The 20,750-nt window shown below is 73.7% G+C and carries 13 protein-coding genes; 10 read left to right on the forward strand and 3 right to left on the reverse strand.

Annotated elements, in window-relative coordinates:
- Nucleotides 1–56 precede the first annotated feature (56 nt).
- Complete coding sequence (locus tag ABZY20_RS33370; protein WP_356446620.1) at nt 57–983, reverse strand: RNA polymerase sigma factor SigF; 927 nt, start codon at nt 981–983, stop codon at nt 57–59.
- Nucleotides 984–1,222: 239 nt separating this feature from the next.
- On the opposite strand from ABZY20_RS33370, the gene ABZY20_RS33375 reads away from it, so the two are divergent.
- The gene (locus ABZY20_RS33375; RefSeq protein ID WP_356446622.1) at nt 1,223–1,600 is read left to right on the forward strand and encodes an STAS domain-containing protein; all 378 of its coding nucleotides are present in this window, start codon (nt 1,223–1,225) and stop codon (nt 1,598–1,600) included.
- A gap of 243 nt (nt 1,601–1,843) precedes the next feature.
- The gene (locus ABZY20_RS33380) at nt 1,844–2,398 is read left to right on the forward strand and encodes an ATP-binding protein (RefSeq protein ID WP_356446623.1); all 555 of its coding nucleotides are present in this window, start codon (nt 1,844–1,846) and stop codon (nt 2,396–2,398) included.
- Nucleotides 2,399–2,623: 225 nt separating this feature from the next.
- On the opposite strand, the gene ABZY20_RS33385 is transcribed toward ABZY20_RS33380, so the two are convergent.
- Nucleotides 2,624–3,832, reverse strand: a complete 1,209-nt coding sequence (locus tag ABZY20_RS33385) for a nucleotide sugar dehydrogenase (RefSeq protein ID WP_356446625.1) — start codon at nt 3,830–3,832, stop codon at nt 2,624–2,626.
- 271 nt (nt 3,833–4,103) lie between these two features.
- Between ABZY20_RS33385 and ABZY20_RS33390 the strand changes: the two genes are divergently transcribed.
- On the forward strand, nt 4,104–5,810 hold the full coding sequence (locus ABZY20_RS33390; protein WP_356446627.1) for a glycerol-3-phosphate dehydrogenase/oxidase: 1,707 nt from the start codon (nt 4,104–4,106) through the stop codon (nt 5,808–5,810).
- A gap of 79 nt (nt 5,811–5,889) precedes the next feature.
- On the opposite strand, the gene ABZY20_RS33395 is transcribed toward ABZY20_RS33390, so the two are convergent.
- On the reverse strand, nt 5,890–6,933 hold the full coding sequence (locus tag ABZY20_RS33395) for a serine hydrolase domain-containing protein (RefSeq protein WP_356446628.1): 1,044 nt from the start codon (nt 6,931–6,933) through the stop codon (nt 5,890–5,892).
- Nucleotides 6,934–7,162: 229 nt separating this feature from the next.
- Between ABZY20_RS33395 and ABZY20_RS33400 the strand changes: the two genes are divergently transcribed.
- The 7 genes from ABZY20_RS33400 to ABZY20_RS33430 all read left to right on the forward strand — a co-directional run bounded on the left by ABZY20_RS33400 (nt 7,163) and on the right by ABZY20_RS33430 (nt 20,744).
- Complete coding sequence (locus ABZY20_RS33400) at nt 7,163–9,202, forward strand: serine/threonine-protein kinase (RefSeq protein WP_356446629.1); 2,040 nt, start codon at nt 7,163–7,165, stop codon at nt 9,200–9,202.
- Nucleotides 9,203–9,355: 153 nt separating this feature from the next.
- On the forward strand, nt 9,356–11,989 hold the full coding sequence (locus tag ABZY20_RS33405; RefSeq protein WP_356446631.1) for a protein kinase: 2,634 nt from the start codon (nt 9,356–9,358) through the stop codon (nt 11,987–11,989).
- Nucleotides 11,990–12,183: 194 nt separating this feature from the next.
- On the forward strand, nt 12,184–14,100 hold the full coding sequence (locus ABZY20_RS33410; protein ID WP_356446661.1) for a serine/threonine-protein kinase: 1,917 nt from the start codon (nt 12,184–12,186) through the stop codon (nt 14,098–14,100).
- 114 nt (nt 14,101–14,214) lie between these two features.
- Nucleotides 14,215–15,366, forward strand: coding sequence for a serine/threonine-protein kinase (locus tag ABZY20_RS33415; RefSeq protein ID WP_356446633.1), 1,152 nt, complete (start codon nt 14,215–14,217; stop codon nt 15,364–15,366).
- A gap of 222 nt (nt 15,367–15,588) precedes the next feature.
- Complete coding sequence (locus ABZY20_RS33420; RefSeq protein WP_356446634.1) at nt 15,589–17,259, forward strand: serine/threonine-protein kinase; 1,671 nt, start codon at nt 15,589–15,591, stop codon at nt 17,257–17,259.
- A 70-nt stretch (nt 17,260–17,329) separates the two neighbouring features.
- A complete protein-coding gene (locus tag ABZY20_RS33425; RefSeq protein ID WP_356446636.1) occupies nt 17,330–18,970 on the forward strand; it encodes a serine/threonine-protein kinase in 1,641 nt (546 codons plus the stop codon).
- A gap of 136 nt (nt 18,971–19,106) precedes the next feature.
- Nucleotides 19,107–20,744: a succinic semialdehyde dehydrogenase gene (locus ABZY20_RS33430; RefSeq protein ID WP_356446637.1), complete on the forward strand. Its 1,638-nt coding sequence runs from the start codon at nt 19,107–19,109 to the stop codon at nt 20,742–20,744.
- Nucleotides 20,745–20,750: the final 6 nt, after the last annotated feature.

The raw sequence follows: 20,750 nt of genomic DNA on the forward strand, positions 1-20,750 counted from the left end.
GCGAACGGGGGCGGACCCTGCGGTCCGCCCCCGAGGACGATGTCACCCGGTGAGGATCACTCCTCGACGGTCAGCCCCTTGCGCAGCCGCACCAGCGTCCGCGACAGCAGCCGCGAGACGTGCATCTGCGAGATGCCCAGCTCCTCGCCGATCTCCGACTGGGTCATGCCGGCGACGAACCGCAGCGACAGGATCTTCCGGTCCCGGGGCGGGAGTTCGGCGATCAGCGGCTTCAGCGACTCGACGTACTCGATGCCTTCGAGCCCGTGGTCCTCGTAGCCGATGCGGTCCGCGAGCGCGCCCTCGGAGTCGTCCTCCTCCGGCTGGGCGTCCAGCGAGGAGGCGGTGTAGGCGTTGGACGCGGCCATGCCCTCGACGACCTCGTCGTCGGAGATGCCGAGGCGCTCGGCCAGTTCGGCCACCGTCGGGGCCCGGTCCAGCTTCTGCGCCAGCTCGTCCCCGGCCTTGGCCAGGTCGAGGCGCAGTTCCTGCAGCCGCCGCGGAACGCGCACGGACCACGAGGTGTCACGGAAGAAGCGCTTGATCTCGCCGATGATGGTCGGCATCGCGAACGTGGGGAACTCGACACCGCGCGACAGCTCGAAGCGGTCGATCGCCTTGATCAGTCCGATCGTGCCGACCTGGATGATGTCCTCCATCGGCTCGCTGCGGGAGCGGAACCGGGAGGCGGCGAACTTGACCAGGGCCAGGTTCAGTTCGACGAGCGTGTTGCGGACGTACGAGAACTCGTGGGTCCCTTCCTGCAGCGTCTCGAGCCGCACGAAGAGGGTCTTGGACAGGGCCCGCGCGTCGACCGCGTCGACTTCCTCGTACGGGGGGATGTCCGGAAGTCCGGCGAGAAGATCGTCTGGTGTGACGAGCATCTCGTCCTGGGCGATGGGATCCAGATGTTCCGGAAGGGGTGTCGACGTCGCTTCCTGGGTAGGCGATCCGTCGAGCCGGGGTGACATGATGTCCTCCATCGTTCTCGGCATATGGCTGCCGGAGCCAATACGTGCACTGCGGTGTGCGGCGCCTCCAAAGCCGGCCGTGTCGGGTGCGTGTACTCACTAGGCCTACCCGCTTTTCTGAGCCCACCGCAAGTGCGTTCTGTGGGCATATGTCCGTTTGTGTGTGGTTGTTCGGGTGTCGGAGTGTGGCGGGAAGGCGTAGTGTTCGAGGTCGTCAGCAAGCAGCCACGACGTCGGGAGAGAGAGACGGCATGGACCGCGGGACGGTCGGCAGCGCACAGTCTGGCCGGCTTCTGGTGGAGGTGCGGGAAGAGGGCTCTAGTGCCGTCGTGACCCCGGCGGGTGAGTTGGATCACCACACCGCCGATCTGTTGCGTGAGCCACTCGAGGACTGCCTCGCCAAGGGATTCAAGCGCCTGGTCATCGACTGCGCGCGCCTGGAGTTCTGCGATTCCACGGGGCTGAACGTGCTCCTCGGGGCGCGGCTCAAGGCCGAGGCCGCAGGTGGCGGCGTCGCGCTCGCCGGTATGCAGCCGGTGGTGGCACGCGTGTTCGAGATCACGGGGGCCGATGCGGTCTTCAGTGTCCATGACACGGTCGAGGCGGCTCTGGCCGGCGAGCCGGGCTGACCGGCGTGCGTCGGCGCGCGGAGCCCCGGCTGCCCTTCTGTGACCTGCGTCCCAGCCCCGTCACGGTTTTCGTGGCCACTACAGGGGTGTTCTGCCGGTCCGCCAGGGCAGGAGAGATCCTGAGCCTGTCGGTTGCCAGGGTGACGGGGGCGTAGTGAAACCGACGCGCCGCGCGCTGCGTGACTGACGTGTGTACTGAATTTTCTGAATTGTGAACTGGTGAATCGGTGAGGTGAAGCGCTGATGAGCACCACCCGGCCTTACTCGCCGGGCGACCGCGGGCCGGAGCCCAGCGGCGCTTCCGGGGCGTCCGGGGACGGCGTACCGGCGGCGGGCCCGCCCGGCGAGGGTGCGGCCGCGTCGTCGGGAGCCGCGACGCCGCCGGGTGGCCGGCAGGTGCGCCGGCTGAGCTTCGAGGACGAGAGCGGGGTAGTCCCGCTCGCGCGCGACTTCACCCGCCAGGCGCTGTACGCCTGGGGCTGGCTGCCCGCCGCCTCGGCCGACCAGCGGGCCGCCGCCGAGGACGTGCTGCTGGTCGTCTCCGAGCTGGTCACCAACGCGTGCCTGCACGCCGAGGGACCCGACCAGCTGACCATCACCTGCGACAACAAGGTGATCCGTATCGAGGTCGCCGACCGCGGCACGGGCCAGCCGGCACCCCGCACCCCCCATCGCGCGGGCCGCCCGGGCGGGCACGGCATGTTCATCGTCCAGCGCCTCTGTCTGGACTGGGGCGTCGTACGCAGCCCCGGGGTCTCCGGCAAGACCGTATGGGCGGAACTGGGCGCACCGGCCTGACCCGCGCCCGTGAGGGCTTCCCGTCACCGCCCCGTCATTCGGGCATGCCCAACCGGCCCTGACGGGCGGCTGGGCATGGGGGCACGGGTGCCTTCGTGCTGAAGGCGCACGCGCCACGTGCCGCACGCGACCCGCGCCGCGTGCCCCACGCCACCGGTCCCCAGTGCTCACGCACCCCGCGCGCCCCCTCAGTACCGATGCGCGCCCAGTCGGTGCCGTCTCCCTTCACAACCGATGCGCCGCCCCCGTCGGTGCCGCCCCCCTCGTGTCCAGCAGGAGCTGCGCCTTCACCGACAGGCCCTGCAGGTCGTACGTGCGGTGCTGCTGGAGGAGGATGGTCAGGTCCGCGTCGGCCGCCGCCTCGTAGAGGGAGTCCGCGCGGGGGACGGGGCGGTCCAGGACGCTCCAGGCGGGGACGTGGGGGTCGTGGTAGCTGACCGAGGCGCCCAGTTCCATCAGGCGCAGGGCGATCTCCTGGGCCGGGGTGCCCTGCAGGTCGGCGAGGTCGGGCTTGTAGGTGACGCCCAGGAGCAGCACGCGCGCACCGCGGGCCGACTTGCCGTGCTCGTTGAGGAGCGCGGCGGCGCGCTGGACGACGTAGCCGGGCATGCGGTGGTTGACCTGCTGGGCCAGTTCCACCATGCGCAGGCCGCGGCCGGCCTGGGTGGTCAGGTCCTGGGGGACCGAGTGGCCGCCCACGCCGGGGCCCGGGCGGAAGGCCTGGAAGCCGTACGGCTTGGTCTCCGCGCAGCGGATGACGTCCCACAGGTCGACGCCCAGGTCGTGGCAGAGCACCGCCATCTCGTTGACGAGGGCGATGTTCACGTGCCGGTAGTTCGTCTCCAGCAGCTGCACGGTCTCCGCCTCGCGGGGGCCACGCGCGCGTACCACCTTGTCGGTGAGCCGCCCGTAGAAGGCGGCGGCCGACTCCGTGCAGGCCGGGGTGAGGCCGCCGATGACCTTGGGGGTGGTGGCGGGTGTGGCGTCGCGGTTGCCGGGGTCGATGCGGCTGGGGGAGTACGCCAGGTGGAAGTCGCGGCCCGCGCGCAGACCGGAGCCCTCCTCCAGGAGCGGACGGAGGACTTCCTCCGTCGTCCCCGGGTGCACCGGCGACTCCAGGATCACGGTGGTGTGCGGGCGCAGGTGTGCGGCCAGGGTGCGGGCGGCGGCCTCCAGCTGGCCCAGGTCGAGTCCGCCGTCCGCGCCCCGCGGGGTCGGCGCGCAGACGACCGCGGTGCGCACCCTGCCGAGCTCGGCCGGGTCGGTGGTCGGCCGGAAGCCCCCCGAGAGCATCCGGCGCAGTTCGGCGGGGCTGAGCGAGCCGGCCTCCGGTCCGGTCCGGTAGCCGATGGTGGAGACGCCGGCGGCGACGGCGGCCTGGGCCAGGGGCAGGCCGTACGGGCCGAGTCCGATGACGGCGAGATCTGCGGGCATGGCGTGGCCGTCCTTCCCGATAGCCGAAGTGGGACAGGTGCGCAAGCCCTGTGGACAGGATGAGCGAGCGCAATGTCAGACTAGGAGTAAATATGACCGATATGCGGGATTGCTCGGCCGAGTTTCGGCGAGTGTTCCCGGGGTGTTGTCCACAGGCTGAGGGCCCGTGGTGGCTGAAGTCGGGCAACCCGGTCAGAATTCTGGGCATGGGGTAACGGACGGGGCTGCGCCCGACGGGTGCGGTCGGCACGACCGATAGCGGGAGGCAGCGGTGAGGACAGCGACACTCGGACCGGCGCAGCGCGCCGAGTCACTCGCATCTATGGCCGAGCGCGAGCTGGACGTGCTGGTCGTGGGCGCAGGTGTGGTCGGTGCGGGCACCGCGCTCGACGCCGTGACCCGCGGTTTGTCCACAGGTCTGGTCGAGGCGCGGGACTGGGCGTCGGGCACGTCCAGCCGCTCCAGCAAGCTGATCCACGGCGGCCTGCGGTATCTGGAGATGCTCGACTTCGCGCTCGTCCGCGAGGCCCTGAAGGAGCGCGGCCTGATGCTGGAGCGGCTCGCTCCGCACCTGGTGAAGCCGGTGCCGTTCCTGTATCCGCTGCAGCACAAGGGCTGGGAGCGGTTCTACGCCGGGTCGGGCGTGGCGCTGTACGACGCCATGTCCATGGCCCGCGGGCACGGCCGGGGTTTGCCGGTGCACCGGCACCTGACGCGGCGTCATGCCCTGCGCGTGGCGCCCTGCTTGAAGAAGGACGCCCTGGTCGGGGCGCTGCAGTACTACGACGCCCAGGTGGACGACGCCCGCCACGTGACGACCCTGGTGCGCACGGCCGTGGCGTACGGCGCGAAGGCCGCCAACCGCGCACGGGTGACGGGCTTCCTGCGCGAGGGCGAGCGGGTGGTCGGTGCGAAGGTGCAGGACGTCGAGGCGGGCGGCGAGTACGAGATCCGCGCCAAGCAGGTCGTCAACGCCACCGGCGTGTGGACGGACGACACCCAGGCCATGGTCGGTGAGCGCGGCCAGTTCCACGTCCGGGCCTCCAAGGGCATCCACCTCGTCGTCCCACGCGACCGGATCCGCTCCACGACCGGCCTGATCCTGCGCACGGAGAAGTCCGTGCTGTTCGTCATCCCCTGGGGCCGGCACTGGATCGTCGGCACCACGGACACCGACTGGGACCTCGACAAGGCCCACCCGGCCGCCTCCGTCGCGGACATCGACTATCTGCTGGACCATGTGAACTCGGTCCTCTCGGTGCCGCTGACCAGGGACGACGTCCAGGGCGTGTACGCGGGCCTGCGGCCGCTGCTCGCGGGCGAGTCGGACGCCACGAGCCAGCTGTCGCGCGAGCACACCGTGGCCCACCCGGTGCCCGGGCTGGTCGTCGTGGCGGGCGGCAAGTACACGACGTACCGGGTCATGGCCAAGGACGCGGTGGACGCGGCGGTGCACGGACTGGACATGCGCGTCGCCGAGTGCGTCACGGAGGACGTGCCGCTGCTGGGCGCCGAGGGCTACCCGGCGCTGTGGAACGCGCGGGCGCGGATCGCCGCCCGGACCGGACTGCACGTGGTGCGGGTGGAGCACCTGCTGAACCGCTACGGGACGATGACGGAGGAACTGCTGGACCTCATCGCCGACGACCCGTCCCTGGGTGAGCCCCTGCCCGCGGCCGACGACTACCTGCGCGCCGAGATCGTGTACGCGGCCTCCCACGAGGGCGCACGGCACCTGGACGACGTGCTGACCCGGCGTACGCGCATCTCCATCGAGACCTTCGACCGGGGCACGCGCAGCGCGCGTGACGCCGCCGAGCTGATGGCGCCGGTCCTCGGCTGGGACAAGGACCAGATCGAGCGCGAGGTGCAGCACTACGAGAAGCGGGTCGAGGCGGAGCGGGAGTCGCAGCGCCAGCCCGACGACCTGACGGCGGACGCGGCACGGCTGGGCGCGCCGGACATCGTGCCGTTGTAGACGGACTTGGTGCCGTGGCAGCCCGACATCACCCGAACGAGTGTCAGAAGTCGGGATCTGTGTGCGGAACCCGGTCGTTCTACGAGGTGCGGGGGCAGAACTCGGCCGCGAGCACCGCGGGTTCGAGACCGGGATCGGCTATCGCGTCCGTGTTCACGCGGAGGGTGAGGACACGCCGGCCGTCGACGGTGGCCGCGGTGCGCACGTAGCTGCCGGATATGTGCCCGTTGTGTCCCCACACCGTGGTGCCGCAGGGCAGTTCCTGCGGGAACACCCCCATGCCGTACGCGCCGTGTGCGGCACGGGTGTCGAGCATCTCGCGCAGCCAGCGCGGGGGCAGTAGCCGGCCGCCGAGCAGGGCCGCGTAGAAGCGGTCCAGGTCGGCGAGCGTGGTCACGATCTCGCCCGCGGCCCCGGCCACCCGCGGGTCGAGATCGGTGACGTCGGTGCCGTCGGCCGCGTAGGCGCGGCCGTGCGGAGAGGGCAGCGCGGAACGGGATCCGGGGAAGGAGGTGCCCGTCAGACGCAGGGGAGTGAGGATGCGGCGCTCGGCCTCGGTGGCGTACGGGTGCCCGGTCACCTGCTCGACGACCAGGCCGAGCAGGACGTAGTTGGTGTTCGAGTAGGAGAAGCGGCCGCGTGCGGCCGGAGGGTGGGTGAGTGCGATGCCGACGGCCTGACGGGCTGTGACGGGTGTGGTCCCGCGGGTGTCCGCGGTGAAGTCGTACAGGCCGCTGGTGTGGGTGAGCAGGGAGCGCAGGGTCAGCGCGCGGCCGTCGTTGCCGGCTCCTCGCACCAGACCGGGCAGGTGCTCCTCGACCGTGTCGGTCAGGGAAAGCCGCCGTTCGGCGGCCAGTTGCAGGACGACCGTCGCGACGAACGTCTTGGTGAGGCTGCCGGCGCGGAAGTGGTCCGAGCGGGCGATTCCCGTTCCGGCCTGGGCGTAGCGGGTGGTGTTCCCCTCCCGGGCCAGCAGGGCCGCGGAGGGGGCCGCGCCCCGGGTCACCAGCAGCGGGAGCACGGCGTCCGTGGGCGGCACGGACCGGGCCGAGGAGTCGGCCGGGGGCAGCACGAGGAGGGCGGCGGACACCGGCAGGGCCAGCAGGGACCGCAACGGCGGCATGCGGGCTCCTCCCGTTTTCGGGCGTCCCGGGCGCGGGGCGTGGCTGTACCGGGGGGCGCCGGGGGCGTCGGCGTGGGGGCCCATCATGCAGGGCGGCGCGGGGTGTACGTCACCCGGGTTCCGACTCGCCGGGACCTGTGAGGCATCCACCCGGGCACCCTGGGCACTGGGCACTTGTCGGGTGAGAGACAATGGAGCCTCTGTCAGGGCGGGTTGTATGAGGGGACGCATGTCGGAGGCGGAGCGGGCGGGCACATCTCGTCAGGACACTCGTCAGGACACCACGGAGCGTCTCCTCGCGGGGCGTTACCGGCTGGGCAAGGTGCTGGGCCGCGGGGGCATGGGCACGGTCTGGCGAGCCCAGGACGAGACCCTCGGGCGGACGGTCGCCGTCAAGGAGCTGCGGTTCCCGACGAACATCGACGAGGACGAGAAGCGGCGGCTGATCACGCGGACGCTGCGCGAGGCCAAGGCGATCGCGCGGATCCGCAACAAGAGCGCGGTGACGGTCTACGACGTCGTCCAGGAGGACGACCGGCCCTGGATCGTCATGGAGCTCGTCGAGGGCAAGTCCCTCGCCGAGGTCATCCGTGAGGACGGCCTGCTCGAACCCCGGCGTGCCGCCGAGGTCGGACTCGCCGTGCTGGACGTGCTGCGCTCCGCGCACCGCGAGGGCATCCTGCACCGCGACGTGAAGCCGTCGAACGTGCTGATCGCCGAGGACGGCCGGGTCGTGCTCACCGACTTCGGCATCGCCCAGGTCGAGGGCGACCCGTCCATCACCTCGACCGGCATGCTCGTCGGCGCGCCCTCCTACATCTCCCCGGAGCGGGCGCGCGGGCACAAGCCGGGTCCGGCGGCCGACCTGTGGTCGCTCGGCGGGCTGCTGTACGCGGCGGTGGAGGGCGCACCCCCGTACGACAAGGGGTCGGCCATAGCGACGCTGACGGCCGTGATGACCGAGCCGCTGGAGGAGCCGAGGAACGCGGGCCCGCTGACGGAGGTCATCCACGGCCTGCTCACCAAGGACCCCGCCCAGCGCCTCGACGACGCGGGCGCCCGGGCGATGCTCAACAAGGTCATCCACGCGCCCGAGAAGGGCGACGCGGAGCCGCTGGACGCGACGAAGGTCGTGCCGCTGCCCGCGCAGCCGGACAGGTCCTCGGGCAAGGGGGCCTCGTCCGGGGCCAAGCGGGGCGAGGAGGCCGGGGAGCGGCTGCGCGGGGCGCTGCGTTCCGTGCGCAAGGCCGCGGCCGGATCGGCGGCCGCCGCCTCGGCCGGCTCCGACTCCGCGGCGGCCTCCGGCAAGGAGAGCAGGACGCCCAAGGCCGGGGCTGCGGGTGCGGCCGCGGCGCAGGCGCAGTCGTCGGCGCCGTCGGGTGCGGTGCCGGGCTCCACGCCGGCCGCCGGCGGGGCCGGTGAGCGGGGCGGCCAGGACGCGAAGTCCGCTTCCGGCGGGCGTAGTTCGGGGTGGCCCGTCATGCCGCCGCCGGACCTGCCGCCGCGGCCGGTGGCCCGGGCGCCGCTCACCGACGTGGTGCCGCGGCGGACCCTTGTGATTATCGCCGTGGTGGTGGCGCTGGCCGTGATCGGCACGGTGCTCGCCCTCGTGCTCGACGGGGACGACGACAAGGGCTCCGAAGGTGCTTCCGGCAAGGGCGGCAAGACCGTCGCCACCGCGTCCGGCAGCGCCGACACCAAGGGCGACGAGAGCGACGGCACCCGCACGGACGGCGCGGAGACCAAGCCCGCGCCGTCAGGCCCCGCCTCGAACGGCACGCCCAGTGCCTCCTCCGGCGCCGGAGCGGGCTCGGGCGGCTCCGACGAGGAGGACACCACCGAGGTGTCGACCCACAAGGGCACCCAGGGCTACTCGATCGGCCTGCCGAAGGGCTGGAAGTACGGGTCCTCGGACGCCGCGGGCGACCGGTTCACCGGCCCCGACGGGCAGAAGCTGCTCATCGCCTGGACGTCCACGCCCAAGGGCGACCCGGTCGCCGACTGGAAGAACCAGGAGCGCTACATGCGGCGCGCCCAGTACCAGAGGATCCGTATCCAGGAGGTGGACTACCGCGGCTGGAAGGCGGCGGACTGGGAGTTCACCTACTCCGACGGCGGTACCAAGTACCGGACGATCGACCGGGGTTTCGTGGTCAGCGACCGGCAGGGATACGCGCTGATGTACACCGCGAAGGCGGCCGACTGGGACGGCAAGCTGCGCAAGCAGACCTGGCGCACGCTGACCCGGACCTTCGAACCCAAGTCCTGAGCATGAGCCGCCCCGGGTTTGGGGAGGCAGATCTGGCATCACCACATTGCGGGTTGCCTGCGGCACGTATCGTGAATGTTTGCGGACCGTGCGCAGCCGGAACGGACCGCTGGGCGAACGGATGTGACCGACCGGGCTGACGGGGGAGGCAACGTGGACGACTATGCGGGACGGGTTCTCGCCGACCGTTACCGCCTGCCGCTGCCGCCGTCCGACGAGTACGAACTCACCGAGTCCCGCGCCTTCGACACCTACAGCGGGCAGGAAGTCCTGGTCCGTCAGGTGCCGTTGCCGGAAGTGGTCGAGGCCGAGGTCCTCGACGCGGACGGCCTGCCCGACGGTTTCACGGCACGCGACGGCGGGGTGCGGCGGCCCGGGGCGCGTCCGGGTGGGCGTCCGGCGGTGCGGCGGCCCACGGATCCGGTGGTACGGCGGGCCGTCGAGGCCGCGCAGGCCGCCGCGGCGATACCCGACCACCCCCGGCTGGACCAGGTCTTCGACGTGTTCGCCGAGGGCGGTTCCCTGTGGATCGTCAGCGAGCTGGTGGCCGCGCGTCCGCTGGCGGCGCTGCTCGCCGAGAAGCCCCTGACGCCGTACCGGGCGGCCGAGGTCGCCTCCGACGTGCTGATGGCGCTGCGGGTGCTGCACGCGCACGGCTGGGTGCACCGGAACATCACGGCCCGGACGGTGCTGGTCTGCGAGGACGGCCGGGTGATGCTGACCGGGCTCGCGGTGGGCGCGGCGGAAGAGGCACTGTGCGGGTACGACCCGGTGCCGGCCCCGGCCTTCGACGACGCCGGGCAGGGACCGGGACAGCCGGGCGGCGCCGGGCTGGTCGAGGGCGCTGGGCTGGTCGAGGGTGCCGGTCTTGTCGGGGGTGCCGGTGGTCCTGGCGGGCTCACGGGTGCCGGTGGTCCCGGCGGTATCGGCGGCACGGGTGGTCCAGGCGGTATCGGTGATCCCGAGGCCGCGCGGCGTGCCGCGATAGAGGCGCGGGAGGCCAGGGGGCTGCCGGCGGCCGGGGTGGACGCGGCGGGCGGGAGCATGGCCGTACCGGCGCGCCGGAGCGCGGACGACAGCGAGGACCCGCGGGCCGCGCGCGCCGGGGCGATCGCCGCCTACCGGGCCGGGGCCCGCGCCGCCGCCCGGGTCCAGGAAGCCCAGCAGAACGGGCGGGCGGCCCTGCCGGGGACGCGCCCCGGGCCGGACCACGGCACGGTCCCGGCGCAGTCGCCGTACGTCCCCGGACAGGGCGGCGCTCCCGAGGCGTCCGCGCCGGGCCGGATCGCCGACCCCTACGGAGTGGCCGGCAACCCGCGGCCGACCGGCTGGCACGGCGCCGCACCGCGCGGTGCCACCCCGTTGCCGCAGGGCCGGGAGCAGGCGGCGCTCCCCGCGGCCGCGCAGCCCTCGGAGCCCACCCGCTCGGAGTCCGCCCGCCCGGAGTCCGTCCGTTCGGAGTCCGTCCGCTCGGAGTCCGCCCGCCCGGAGTCCACCCGCTGGGACGACCTGGTGGCCGACACCCCCGCCCCCCGGCGCGGCCCGGCCACGGCCCTGGCCGCCGAGCGGGCGCGGCAGGCGCGGATGGCCGTCGTCGGTCCGGTGACCGAGCGCTGGGCGCCGGAGCAGGCCGGACCGGTGCACGAGAACTGGCAGCTGGCCGCGCCGATCGGCCCCGCGACCGACCTGTGGGCGCTCGGCGCGCTGCTGTTCCGGGCCGTCCAGGGGCACGCGCCCTACCCGGAGGAGTCGACGGCCGAGCTGGTGCAGATGGTGTGCGCGGAACCGCCCGCCTACGCCGAGGAGTGCGGGCCGCTGCGGCCGGTCGTGGAGTCGCTGCTGCGCCAGGACCCCACAGAGCGCCCGGACTTCGAGGAGCTGCGCGGCTGGCTGCGCTCGCTCGTGCGCTCGGCGCCGGAGCCGGAGGCCGGGGTGCACGTCGTCGCGGCGCCGCCCGTCGACGCCGCCCGGCTGCCCGTCGTACGCCGCCGGGGCGAGCTCGTGCGCAGGCGGCGCGCCGGGCTGCCCGCGCACCACGGGCGGCACAAGCGGGCCAAGGAGTCCCGTTCGCCGCGCAGTCTCGGCCGCACCCTGCTTCTGCTGGTGCTGCTGGCGATGGCCGCCGCGATCGCCTACGCCGTGCTGTTCATGCCCAAGTCGGACACCGGTGGCGAGCAGGGCGCGGACCGCACCGGTGCCGCGGGCCAGACCGGCGAGGTGCCCGAGCCGGACGCCAGCAGCGAGCCGAAGCCGGACCAGACCTCGCCCGCGCCGGAGAAGAGCCCGTCGACGTCGGCGGGTTCCACCGAGACGCAGACCACCGGCCCCGATGTCGCCGGCGGCTTCACCCTGCGCAAGGACTCGGCCGGGTTCCAGGTCGCCGTCGCCAAGGGCTGGGACCGCACCTCGCGCGGCAGCGACGGCCAGGTCGTCTACGCGGGGGGCGACTTCGAGCTCATCGTCGTCCCGGGCCGGGACAGCGCGTCGGAGTACGGCAGCGACCCGATGGACTACCAGCGGGAACGGGAGCGGGAGTTGCAGCCCTACCGCGACTCCAGCTGGGCCACCTCCACCGGTCTGAAGACGATAGAGGTGGGCGGACGGACCATGGCCGAGGGCCAGTTCACCTGGACCGCTGCCGACGGCGGCGAGCTGTACGTGCGCAACCTGGCCATGCTCGTCGACGGCCGCTACCACGTGGTCCAGGTGCGCGGCCCGGAGTCCGAACGCGACCGGGTGACCCGGCTGTTCGAGCAGGCGGCGGCGACCTACAAGCCGACGGGGTGAGCACCCGGCCCGGCGCCCGTACCCGTCCGTACCCTCCCGTACCCGCCGGTGCGGCCGCCGTGCTCCTCGCACCCCGCGTCCCGGCAGGCGGCAACCGTCACAGTGCGGTCACCGTGCCACCCCGCTTGTTCCCTGGGTGAGGGCCTGTCCTTACGCTGACCCTGTCAAGACCATTGCGGGGCAACGTGAATCAGATGCAGGGCCTGCTCGTCGCGGGCCGCTACCGGCTGGCCGACGCCATCGGGAGCGGCGGCATGGGCCGGGTGTGGCGTGCCCACGATGAGGTGCTGCACCGGTCCGTCGCCATCAAGGAGCTGACGGCCGCCCTCTACGTCTCCGAGAGCGAGCGGGCCATTCTGCTGGCCCGCACCCGGGCCGAGGCCCGGGCCGCCGCCCGGATCAGCCACACCGCGGTCGTCACCGTGCACGACGTCGCGGAACACGACGGCCGGCCGTGGATCGTGATGGAACTGGTCGAGGGCCGCTCGCTGGCCGACGCGGTCAAGGAGGAAGGCCGCGTCGAGCCGCGCGAGGCGGCACGCGTCGGCCTGTGGGTGCTGCGGGCACTGCGCGCCGCGCACACCGCCGGCGTCCTGCACCGCGACGTCAAGCCGGGCAACGTCCTGCTCGGCCACGACGGGCGCGTGCTTCTCACCGACTTCGGCATCGCCCAGATCGAGGGCGACACGACCATCACGCGCACCGGGGAGGTCGTCGGCTCGGTCGACTACCTCGCGCCGGAGCGCGTACGCGGCCACGACCCCGGCCCGTCCTCGGACCTCTGGGCCCTCGGCGCCACGCTCTACACGGCGGTCGAGGGCCGCTCGCCGTTCCGCCGGACCACCCCGCTGACCACCATGCAGGCGGTGGTCGAGGAGGAGGCGGGGGAATTGCGGCACGCCGGCCCGCTCACGCCCGTCATCACCGCCCTGCTGCGCAAGGATCCCGCCACTCGCCCCGACGCGTCCGAGACCGAGCGGATGCTCGCCGAGGCGGCGGAGGGGCGGCGGCCGGGCGGCGCACCGGCGTACGTGCCGGCGCAGTACGGGGGGACGACGCCGTACCGGGATGCCTACGGTGACGCCCACCGGGACGCCCACCGGGATGCCGACGGCGGTACGGGTGCGACCGGCACGGGCACCGTCGGCACGGGCACCGTCGGCACCGGAACCGTCGGCGGCGCGACCGTCGGCGGTGCCGCCTCGCACACCCGCACGCCGCTGCCACCGCTGGCCGGCACCTCGGCCACCGGGAGGGGCGCTGTCGGCACCACGGCCGGCACCCCCACGGCCGGCACCCCGGTCACCGGCCCCACCACGGTCGGCCCGGCCCCGAACGGCCCGCAGCCGAACGGTCTTCAGGGACACGGCGCGCAGGCACACGGCCTGCAGACACACGGCCCCCACGGACACGGCCCCCAGGGACACGGCCCCCAGGGACACGGCCGGCAGGGCTATGGGCCGCCCCCGTCGGGGCGTCGGCGGCGGTTGCGCACCCTCGCCCTCGTCGTCGCGCTCGCGGCCGTCATCGGCGGCGGCACGGCGGTCGTGCTGCAGCAGTTCGGCGAGGGCCGGACGACGCCGGACGGCGCCTCCGGTACGCAGAGCGCCACGAGCCCGGCGCGCCCCGGGGGATCGGTCCCGGCCGGCTGGACCCGCCACGACGACCCCGCGGGTTTCAGCCTCTACCTGCCCGAAGGCTGGAAGCGCCAGACGTTCGGCCCGCAGGGCGAGCTCCGGCAGATCGACTACACGCCCGACGGCGGACGGCACTTCGTCCGGATCGCCGTCGACACCTCACCCGACTTCGCCGACCCGTACGCCCACCAGCTCGACCTGGAGCAGCAGTTGCAGCGGCTGGTCGACTACCGCAGGGTCCAGCTCAAGCGCAACGTCTACCGCGACCGGGACGGCGCGCTGTGGGAGTACACCTGGACCGCTCAGGCCAAGGACACGGAGTTCCCCGGTCCGCGCCGCGCCATCGAGGAGACGTACGTCGCCCGCGACGGCACCGAGTACGCGCTCTACATGTCGTCGCCCGCGGCCGACTGGGCCGAGGCACGCAAGCAGTTCACCTCGCTGCTCCAGGGCTGGCAGGAGAAGACCTCCTGAGGTGACGGGCCCGCTGACCCGGGGCCGCCGGTTTCGGCCACCCGCGCTCCGGCGCTCCCGGAGCGGCTCCGTCCGGTGGGGCATGATGGCCGCATGGGGACCGAGGGGCACAGCATGCGTGTCGTCGCGGGCCGTTACCGGCTCGAGGAGAGGCTCGGGCGCGGAGGCATGGGCGTGGTCTGGCGGGCGACCGACCAGCTGCTCGGCCGGGGCGTGGCCGTCAAGGAGCTCCCCCACGACCCGTCGCTCTCCGCGGCGGAGGCGCGCCGCCAGCGGGACCGGACGCTGCGTGAGGCCCGGGCCGTGGCCCAGCTGAGCCACCCGCACATCATCGTGGTCCACGACGTCGTGGAGGACGACGAACGCCCCTACATCGTCATGGAGTTGATCGAGGGAGGTTCCCTCGCCGACCGGCTCGCCGGGCGGGGTCCGGTCGACGCCGCCGAGGCCGCGCGCATCGGCATCGCCCTGCTCGGGGCGTTGCGGGCGGCGCACGCCTCCGGGGTCCTGCACCGCGACCTCAAGCCCGAGAACGTGCTGCTGGAGGCCGGCACCGACCGGGTCGTCCTGACCGACTTCGGCATCGCCCAGGTGCAGGGCGCCCCCACGCTCACCGAGAACAACTCCTTCGTCGGCTCACCCGAGTACACCGCGCCCGAGCGGATGTCCGGGGCCCGGACCGGGCCCGAGTCCGACTTGTGGTCGCTGGGCGCACTGCTGTGCGCGGCGCTCAGCGGGGAGTCGCCGTTCCACCGCGACTCGCTGGGCGGTGTCCTGCACGCGGTCGTGGTCGGTGACATCCAGCCGCCCCCGCAGGCCGGGCCGCTGCTGCCCGTCGTGCACGGCCTGCTCGAACGCGATCCGGACCGGCGGCTGGACGCGGACCGGGCGGAGCGGATGCTGCGCGATTTCCGCGCCACGGGCCTGATGCCGCAGGTGCCGCCGCCCGGGTACCGGACGGCGGACACGGCCACGGGACGGGCGCAGGACCGCGCCGCCCGGCAGCAGGCCGGGCCGCCGCCGGACGCGCCCGTCCCGCCGCGCCCGGAGGAGCCGTTCCTGCGCCAGCCCGCGCGCCGCGTGCTGGTGGCCGCGCTGCTGGTCGCCGCCATGGCCGGGGCGGGAGTGTCGGCGGTGGCGCTGCTGATGAGGGAGGGCGGCGGCGACCAGCTCCCGGCGCCGACGAGTTCGGCCCGGACGCCCACCGCCGGGTCCTCAACCCCGACCGCCTCGGCCCTCACGACCCCGCCCCTCTCCTCCCCTTGACCGCCCCCGCCCCTCTTCTCCGTGACCGCCCCCGCCTCTCCTCTCCCTGACCGCCCCCGCCCCTCCTCTCCGTGACCGCTCTCGCCCCTCCTCCCCTTGACCGCCCCGCCAGGCCCTGTACCGCCGCAAAGGGGAGGAAAAGCCCCCAGCCGAAGTCACGGGTCGGTGACCGGCTCGCGTCCGTGGTGGATACGCGAGCGCCCGGCGCGATATGGATGAACCATGAGCAACAACGGGGGAGCCCGACCCGGGGCCGAAGAACCGACGAGTTTCGTTCTGCAACCGCCGAACCCGCAGACGCCGGTGGCGGGCAACCCGTACGCGGCCCCGGCCGCCTCGCCCACCCGGGCCGTGCCGTCGCCGGCGGCGGCTCCCGCGGCCGAGGATCCCGGTGCCGGGCGTCTCGTCGCCGGGCGCTACCGGCTGATCGCCAAGCTCGGGCACGGCGGCATGGGCACGGTGTGGCGTGCCAAGGACGAGACGGTGGACCGCGAGGTCGCCGTCAAGGAGCCGCGCGTCCCGGACCACCTTCCCGACCGCGAACGTGCCAATGCCTACGAGCGGATGCGCCGCGAGGCGCGCGCCGCGGCCCGGCTGGACCACCCGGCCGTCGTCGACGTCCACGACGTCGCGGTCGTGGACGGCCGGCCGTGGATCGTGATGGAGCTGGTCCAGGGCCGTTCGCTGGGCGACGTCCTCCAGGAGGGCACGCTGTCCGCGCGCGAGGCCGCACGGATCGGCCTGGAGGTGCTCGGCGCGCTGGAGGCGGCGCACGCGGCGGGCGTCCTGCACCGCGACGTGAAGCCGGACAACGTGCTGCTCGGCCGCTACGACCGGGTCGTCCTCACCGACTTCGGCATCGCCCAGATCGAGGGCGAGACCAATCTGACCGACACCGGCGGCTTCGTGGGCTCGCCCGAGTACATCGCGCCCGAGCGGGTGCTGGGCCAGCGCCCCGGCCCGGCCAGCGACCTGTGGTCCCTCGGTGTGGTGCTGTACGCGGCGACGGAGGGCGTCTCCCCGTTCCGCCGCAGCAACACCCCGGCCACGCTCCAGTCCGTCCTCAACGCCACGCCCGCGCCGCCCTCCGTCCGCGGCCCGCTCGCCGAGGCCGTCAACGGCCTGCTGGACAAGGACCCGGCCCGCCGCCCGGACGCCGCGCGGGTACGGGCCCTGCTGGAGGCGGCGGCCCGGCCGCCGGCTCCCCAGCCCACCCAGGTCGTCCAGGTCACGGGCCGGGGCGGTGACGGCCGGGATGCCGGCGGCCGGGGGTTCCGGCTCGGCCGCAGGGCGTGGACCGGACTCGGCGCGGCCGTCGTCGCGGCGGCGGTGGCGGCGTACCTGGTGCTCGCCGACCCGTTCGCCGGGCCGCTGCCCGAGGGCTGGAAGGTCCGCCACGAGAAGGACCTCGCCGCGTCGCTGGCGTTCCCGACCGACTACCAGCGGGCCGTCCCCGAACGGGAGACCGACGAGGGGCACTGGGTCCGCTACTCCGACTGGAGCGGCAGCATCTGGATCGGCCTGACCCTCGACAAGAAGGCCGAGGACACCGGCGGCACCATCGCGGGCTCCGCGGCCGCCGAGATGTACGACGACGACACCCGACTCAAGGAGAACGGCGACTACAAGCTGGACATGGGGGACGGCGCGGACCGGACCGACCCCAAGGTGACCACGTACAGAGGCAAGAAGGCCGCCGAGAACACCGTCGTCTACACCACCGACGACAACGACGACCCCCGCCCCCGCGAACTGCGGATCTTCTACTACCGGACCTCCGGCGGCGACCTGTACAAGCTGACCGTCAGCTACCCCGGCAAGGGCGACTTCACCGACCGCGGACGTGAGGTGGCGAGCACGGCGATCGCCAACCTGGACATCGACGGGACCTGATCCGCCCGCCCAACACCCCTGCAAACGCCCCGCGTCGACAAGGGCCCGCCCCGCACGGTACTGATGGGGCATGAGCAACGACGGGGGCGGGACGGACGACGCCCGGGGCCGGCTGGTCGGCGGGCGGTACCGGCTGGTCGAGCGCATCGGCTCCGGCGGCACGGGAACCGTCTGGCGGGCCCACGACGAGCTCGTGCAGCGCGAGGTCGCCGTCAGACAGCCCCGGTTGCCGGGCGAACCGGAGGACGAGAGCCACCGTCGGGCGGCCCACCGGCTGCACCGCGAGGCCAGGGCCGCCGCCCGCGTCGACCACCCGGCGGCCGTCGCCATCCACGACGTGGTCGTCGAACCGGAGCGGCACGACGACCGTCCGGGTCCCAAGGGCCCCGACGAACTCGACGCGGCCGAGGCGCTCGACGGACTGCCCTGGATCGTGATGGAGTTGGTGCCGGGCGAGTCCCTGCACGAGACGCTGCGGCGCGGCCCCGTCGACGTGGACGAAGCCGCCCGGATCGGGCTCTGGGTCCTGGGCGCCCTGCGCGCCGCGCACTCCGTCGGCATCGTGCACCGGGACGTGAAACCGGCCAACGTGCTGCTCGCCCCCGAGCCGCTCCAGGACACGTCCGGCCAGCGACGGCCCCCGCGCGTCGTCGTCACCGACTTCGGCATCGCGCACGCGCCGGGCGAGGAAGGCAGCGGCGGCAGCGGGGAGTTCAGCGGCTCGCCCGAGTTCGTCGCCCCCGAGCGGCTGTCCGGCCGTATCGCCGGCCCCGCGTCCGACCTGTGGTCGCTGGGGGTCCTGCTGTACACCGCCGTCGAGGGCGTGTCCCCGTTCGGCCGGGCCACCGGCGAGGACACCGCCGCCGCGGTCCTCGCCGCCGCACCGCCCGAGCCGCAGCGGGCCGGGCCGCTCGGGCCGCTGATCGTACGGCTGCTGGCGCCGAACCCCCAACAGCGGCCGGACGCCGCCGACGTGGCGAGGGAACTGGAAGCGGTGGCCGGGCCGCTGCCCCTGACGCCCGCGGCGCCGGCGCCTCCCGCGGACCGGGCGGCCGAAGACGCACCGGAGCCGGCCGCCGGCCCCGGCCCGCAACCGCCCGCGGACACGGCCCCCGCAGCGGAGGAGCCGCCCAGACGCCACGGGCTGCTGCGCCCCGCGCCCCTCGCCCTGCTCGGCGCGCTGCTCGCCGGGGGCATGGGCGCCGCCACCCAGTTCGCCGACCCCAGCAGCGCGGAGAGCGCCGGGCCGGCCGCCGACGCGACGGACTCCTGGACCCCGCATCCCGAGCCGGACCTCGCGGCCGTCCTCCACCTCCCGCGCCACTACCGCCCGCTGGACAGGACCGGCGGCGCCGCCGGCAGCCCCCGCACCGTGCTCTACGGCGACGAGCGGGGCGGCACCATCCGGCTCCGCCTCCTCTACTGGGACAAGGCCCCGGCCACCCCGATGGAACAGGCCAGGAGGACACCCCGGGCCGGGGGAGAGACGCGGTACACCCGCACCGGCGTCCAGGGCCGGGAAGCCGTCCTCGCCGACACCGCGTACGACCGGGGCGAGGACCCCAGGCGGGACCTGCGCGTGCTCGTGCGCACCGACGACGACCGCCTCTACGAACTGCGCGTCGACATGCCCCGGGGCACCCCCGAGGAGGAGGAAGGCACCGCGCTGTTCCGCGGCGCCCGGGACCGTCTCGGGATGGCAAAGGGCTGAACCATCTCAACCGGTCAGCGCACAAGCCCTGATCAGCACGTTTGTTGCCAGCAGCCACTGGCGGGGTGTGTGCACTCGGTGAAGCCGTATTACCGACGGGTACCCAAAGGCTCCTCCGGGGCATACTCTGCGCGACATGACGGACGCGCAGGCCGCTGAGAAGACGGCAGACACCGGGACGGCACCCACCGGAACGAACCCCCTCGCCCCCGCCCCGGAGGGCGCTCGCACCGCCGCCGACGTGGTCACCCCCGAGCTGGTCGCCCAGCTCACCAAGGGCGTGGCCGGCTCCGGACGGACCGCCAACCACACGCCGTTCACCGGTGAGAAGCTGGCCGACCTCCCCGAGTCGACACCCGAGGACGTGGCACGGGCCTTCGAACTGGCCCGCACCGCCCAGGCCGTGTGGGCCCTGACCCCGGTACGGCAGCGCGCCGCCGTCCTGCTCCGCTTCCACGACCTGGTGCTGGAGCGCCAGGCCGAGGTGCTCGACCTGATCCAGCTGGAGACCGGCAAGGCCCGCCTGCACGCCCACGAGGAGGTCCAGGCCGTCGCGGTCGCCGCCCGGCACTACGGCCGCAAGGCCCCCGCCTACCTCCGCCCCAAGCGGCACGCCGGCGCCATGCCGACCCTCACCAAGGTCGTCGAACGGCGCCACCCGCGCGGTGTGGTGGGCCAGATCGCCCCCTGGAACTACCCCTTGGAGCTGTCGGTCGGCGACGCGCTCCCGGCCTTCGCCGCGGGCAACGCGGTCGTCATGAAGCCGGACACCGAGACCTGCCTGACCGCCCTGTGGGCCCGTGACCTGCTCATCGAGGCCGGACTGCCCGCCGACGTCTTCCAGGTCGTCCTCGGCGAAGGGCCGGTCGTCGGACCCGAGGTCGTCCGGCACGCCGACTACGTCTCCTTCACCGGCTCCACCCGCACCGGCCGCGAGGTCGCCCGGGGCGCCGCCGCCCGGCTGGTCGGCGTCTCCCTCGAACTCGGCGGCAAGAACGCCATGCTGGTGCTGGAGGACGCCGACATCGAGAAGGCAGCGGCCGGCGCGGTGCGCGCCTGCTTCTCCTCCGCCGGCCAGCTGTGCATCTCCATCGAGCGGCTGTACGTCCACGAGTCGGTCGCTGACGCCTTCCTGGAGCGCTTCGCCGCCCGCACCCGGGCCATGCGCCTGGGCAGGTCCCTGGCGTACGGCGCCGACATGGGCTCCCTGGTCGGCGAACGCCAGCTGGAGACCGTCACCCGGCACGTGGACGAGGCCGTCGCCAAGGGCGCGAGGGTGCTCGCGGGCGGTGTGGCCCGCCCGGACATCGGCCCCTACTTCTTCGAGCCCACGATCCTCGACGGGGTCGCGACGGACATGTCCGTGTGCACGGAGGAGACCTTCGGCCCGGTCGTCTCGGTCTACCGCTTCACGGACGAGGACGAGGTGATCGAGCGCGCCAACGCCACGGCGTACGGCCTGAACTCCTCGGTCTGGACGAGGAACGCCCGCCGCGGCCAGGAGGTCGCCGCCCGCCTGCGCACCGGCACCGTCAACATCAACGAGGGCTACGCCCCCGCGTACGGCAGCGTCCAGTCCCCGATGGGCGGCATGAAGGACTCGGGCCTGGGCCGCCGCCACGGCTCCGAGGGCATCCTCAAGTACACCGAGGCCCAGACGGTCGCCCACCAGCGCGTGCTGCCGATGGCGCCCTCGCTGGGCATGGACGACGAGCAGTACGCCCGGTTCATGAGCAGGAGCCTGCGCCTGATGAAGGCGCTCGGCTTCCGGTGACGGACC

Origin of the sequence: Streptomyces sp. NPDC006624, assembly GCF_040611555.1 — a bacterium.
GTDB lineage: Bacteria > Actinomycetota > Actinomycetes > Streptomycetales > Streptomycetaceae > Streptomyces.

Bases quoted from the DNA above. Each gene is read 5' to 3' on its own strand.
- ABZY20_RS33370 (WP_356446620.1), bottom strand. From the start codon at position 983: ATGGAGGACATCATGTCACCCCGGCTCGACGGATCGCCTACCCAGGAA.
- ABZY20_RS33375 (WP_356446622.1), top strand. From the start codon at position 1,223: ATGGACCGCGGGACGGTCGGCAGCGCACAGTCTGGCCGGCTTCTGGTG.
- ABZY20_RS33380 (WP_356446623.1), top strand. From the start codon at position 1,844: ATGAGCACCACCCGGCCTTACTCGCCGGGCGACCGCGGGCCGGAGCCC.
- ABZY20_RS33385 (WP_356446625.1), bottom strand. From the start codon at position 3,832: ATGCCCGCAGATCTCGCCGTCATCGGACTCGGCCCGTACGGCCTGCCC.
- ABZY20_RS33395 (WP_356446628.1), bottom strand. From the start codon at position 6,933: ATGCCGCCGTTGCGGTCCCTGCTGGCCCTGCCGGTGTCCGCCGCCCTC.
- ABZY20_RS33400 (WP_356446629.1), top strand. From the start codon at position 7,163: ATGTCGGAGGCGGAGCGGGCGGGCACATCTCGTCAGGACACTCGTCAG.
- ABZY20_RS33410 (WP_356446661.1), top strand. From the start codon at position 12,184: ATGCAGGGCCTGCTCGTCGCGGGCCGCTACCGGCTGGCCGACGCCATC.
- ABZY20_RS33415 (WP_356446633.1), top strand. From the start codon at position 14,215: ATGCGTGTCGTCGCGGGCCGTTACCGGCTCGAGGAGAGGCTCGGGCGC.
- ABZY20_RS33420 (WP_356446634.1), top strand. From the start codon at position 15,589: ATGAGCAACAACGGGGGAGCCCGACCCGGGGCCGAAGAACCGACGAGT.
- ABZY20_RS33425 (WP_356446636.1), top strand. From the start codon at position 17,330: ATGAGCAACGACGGGGGCGGGACGGACGACGCCCGGGGCCGGCTGGTC.
- ABZY20_RS33430 (WP_356446637.1), top strand. From the start codon at position 19,107: ATGACGGACGCGCAGGCCGCTGAGAAGACGGCAGACACCGGGACGGCA.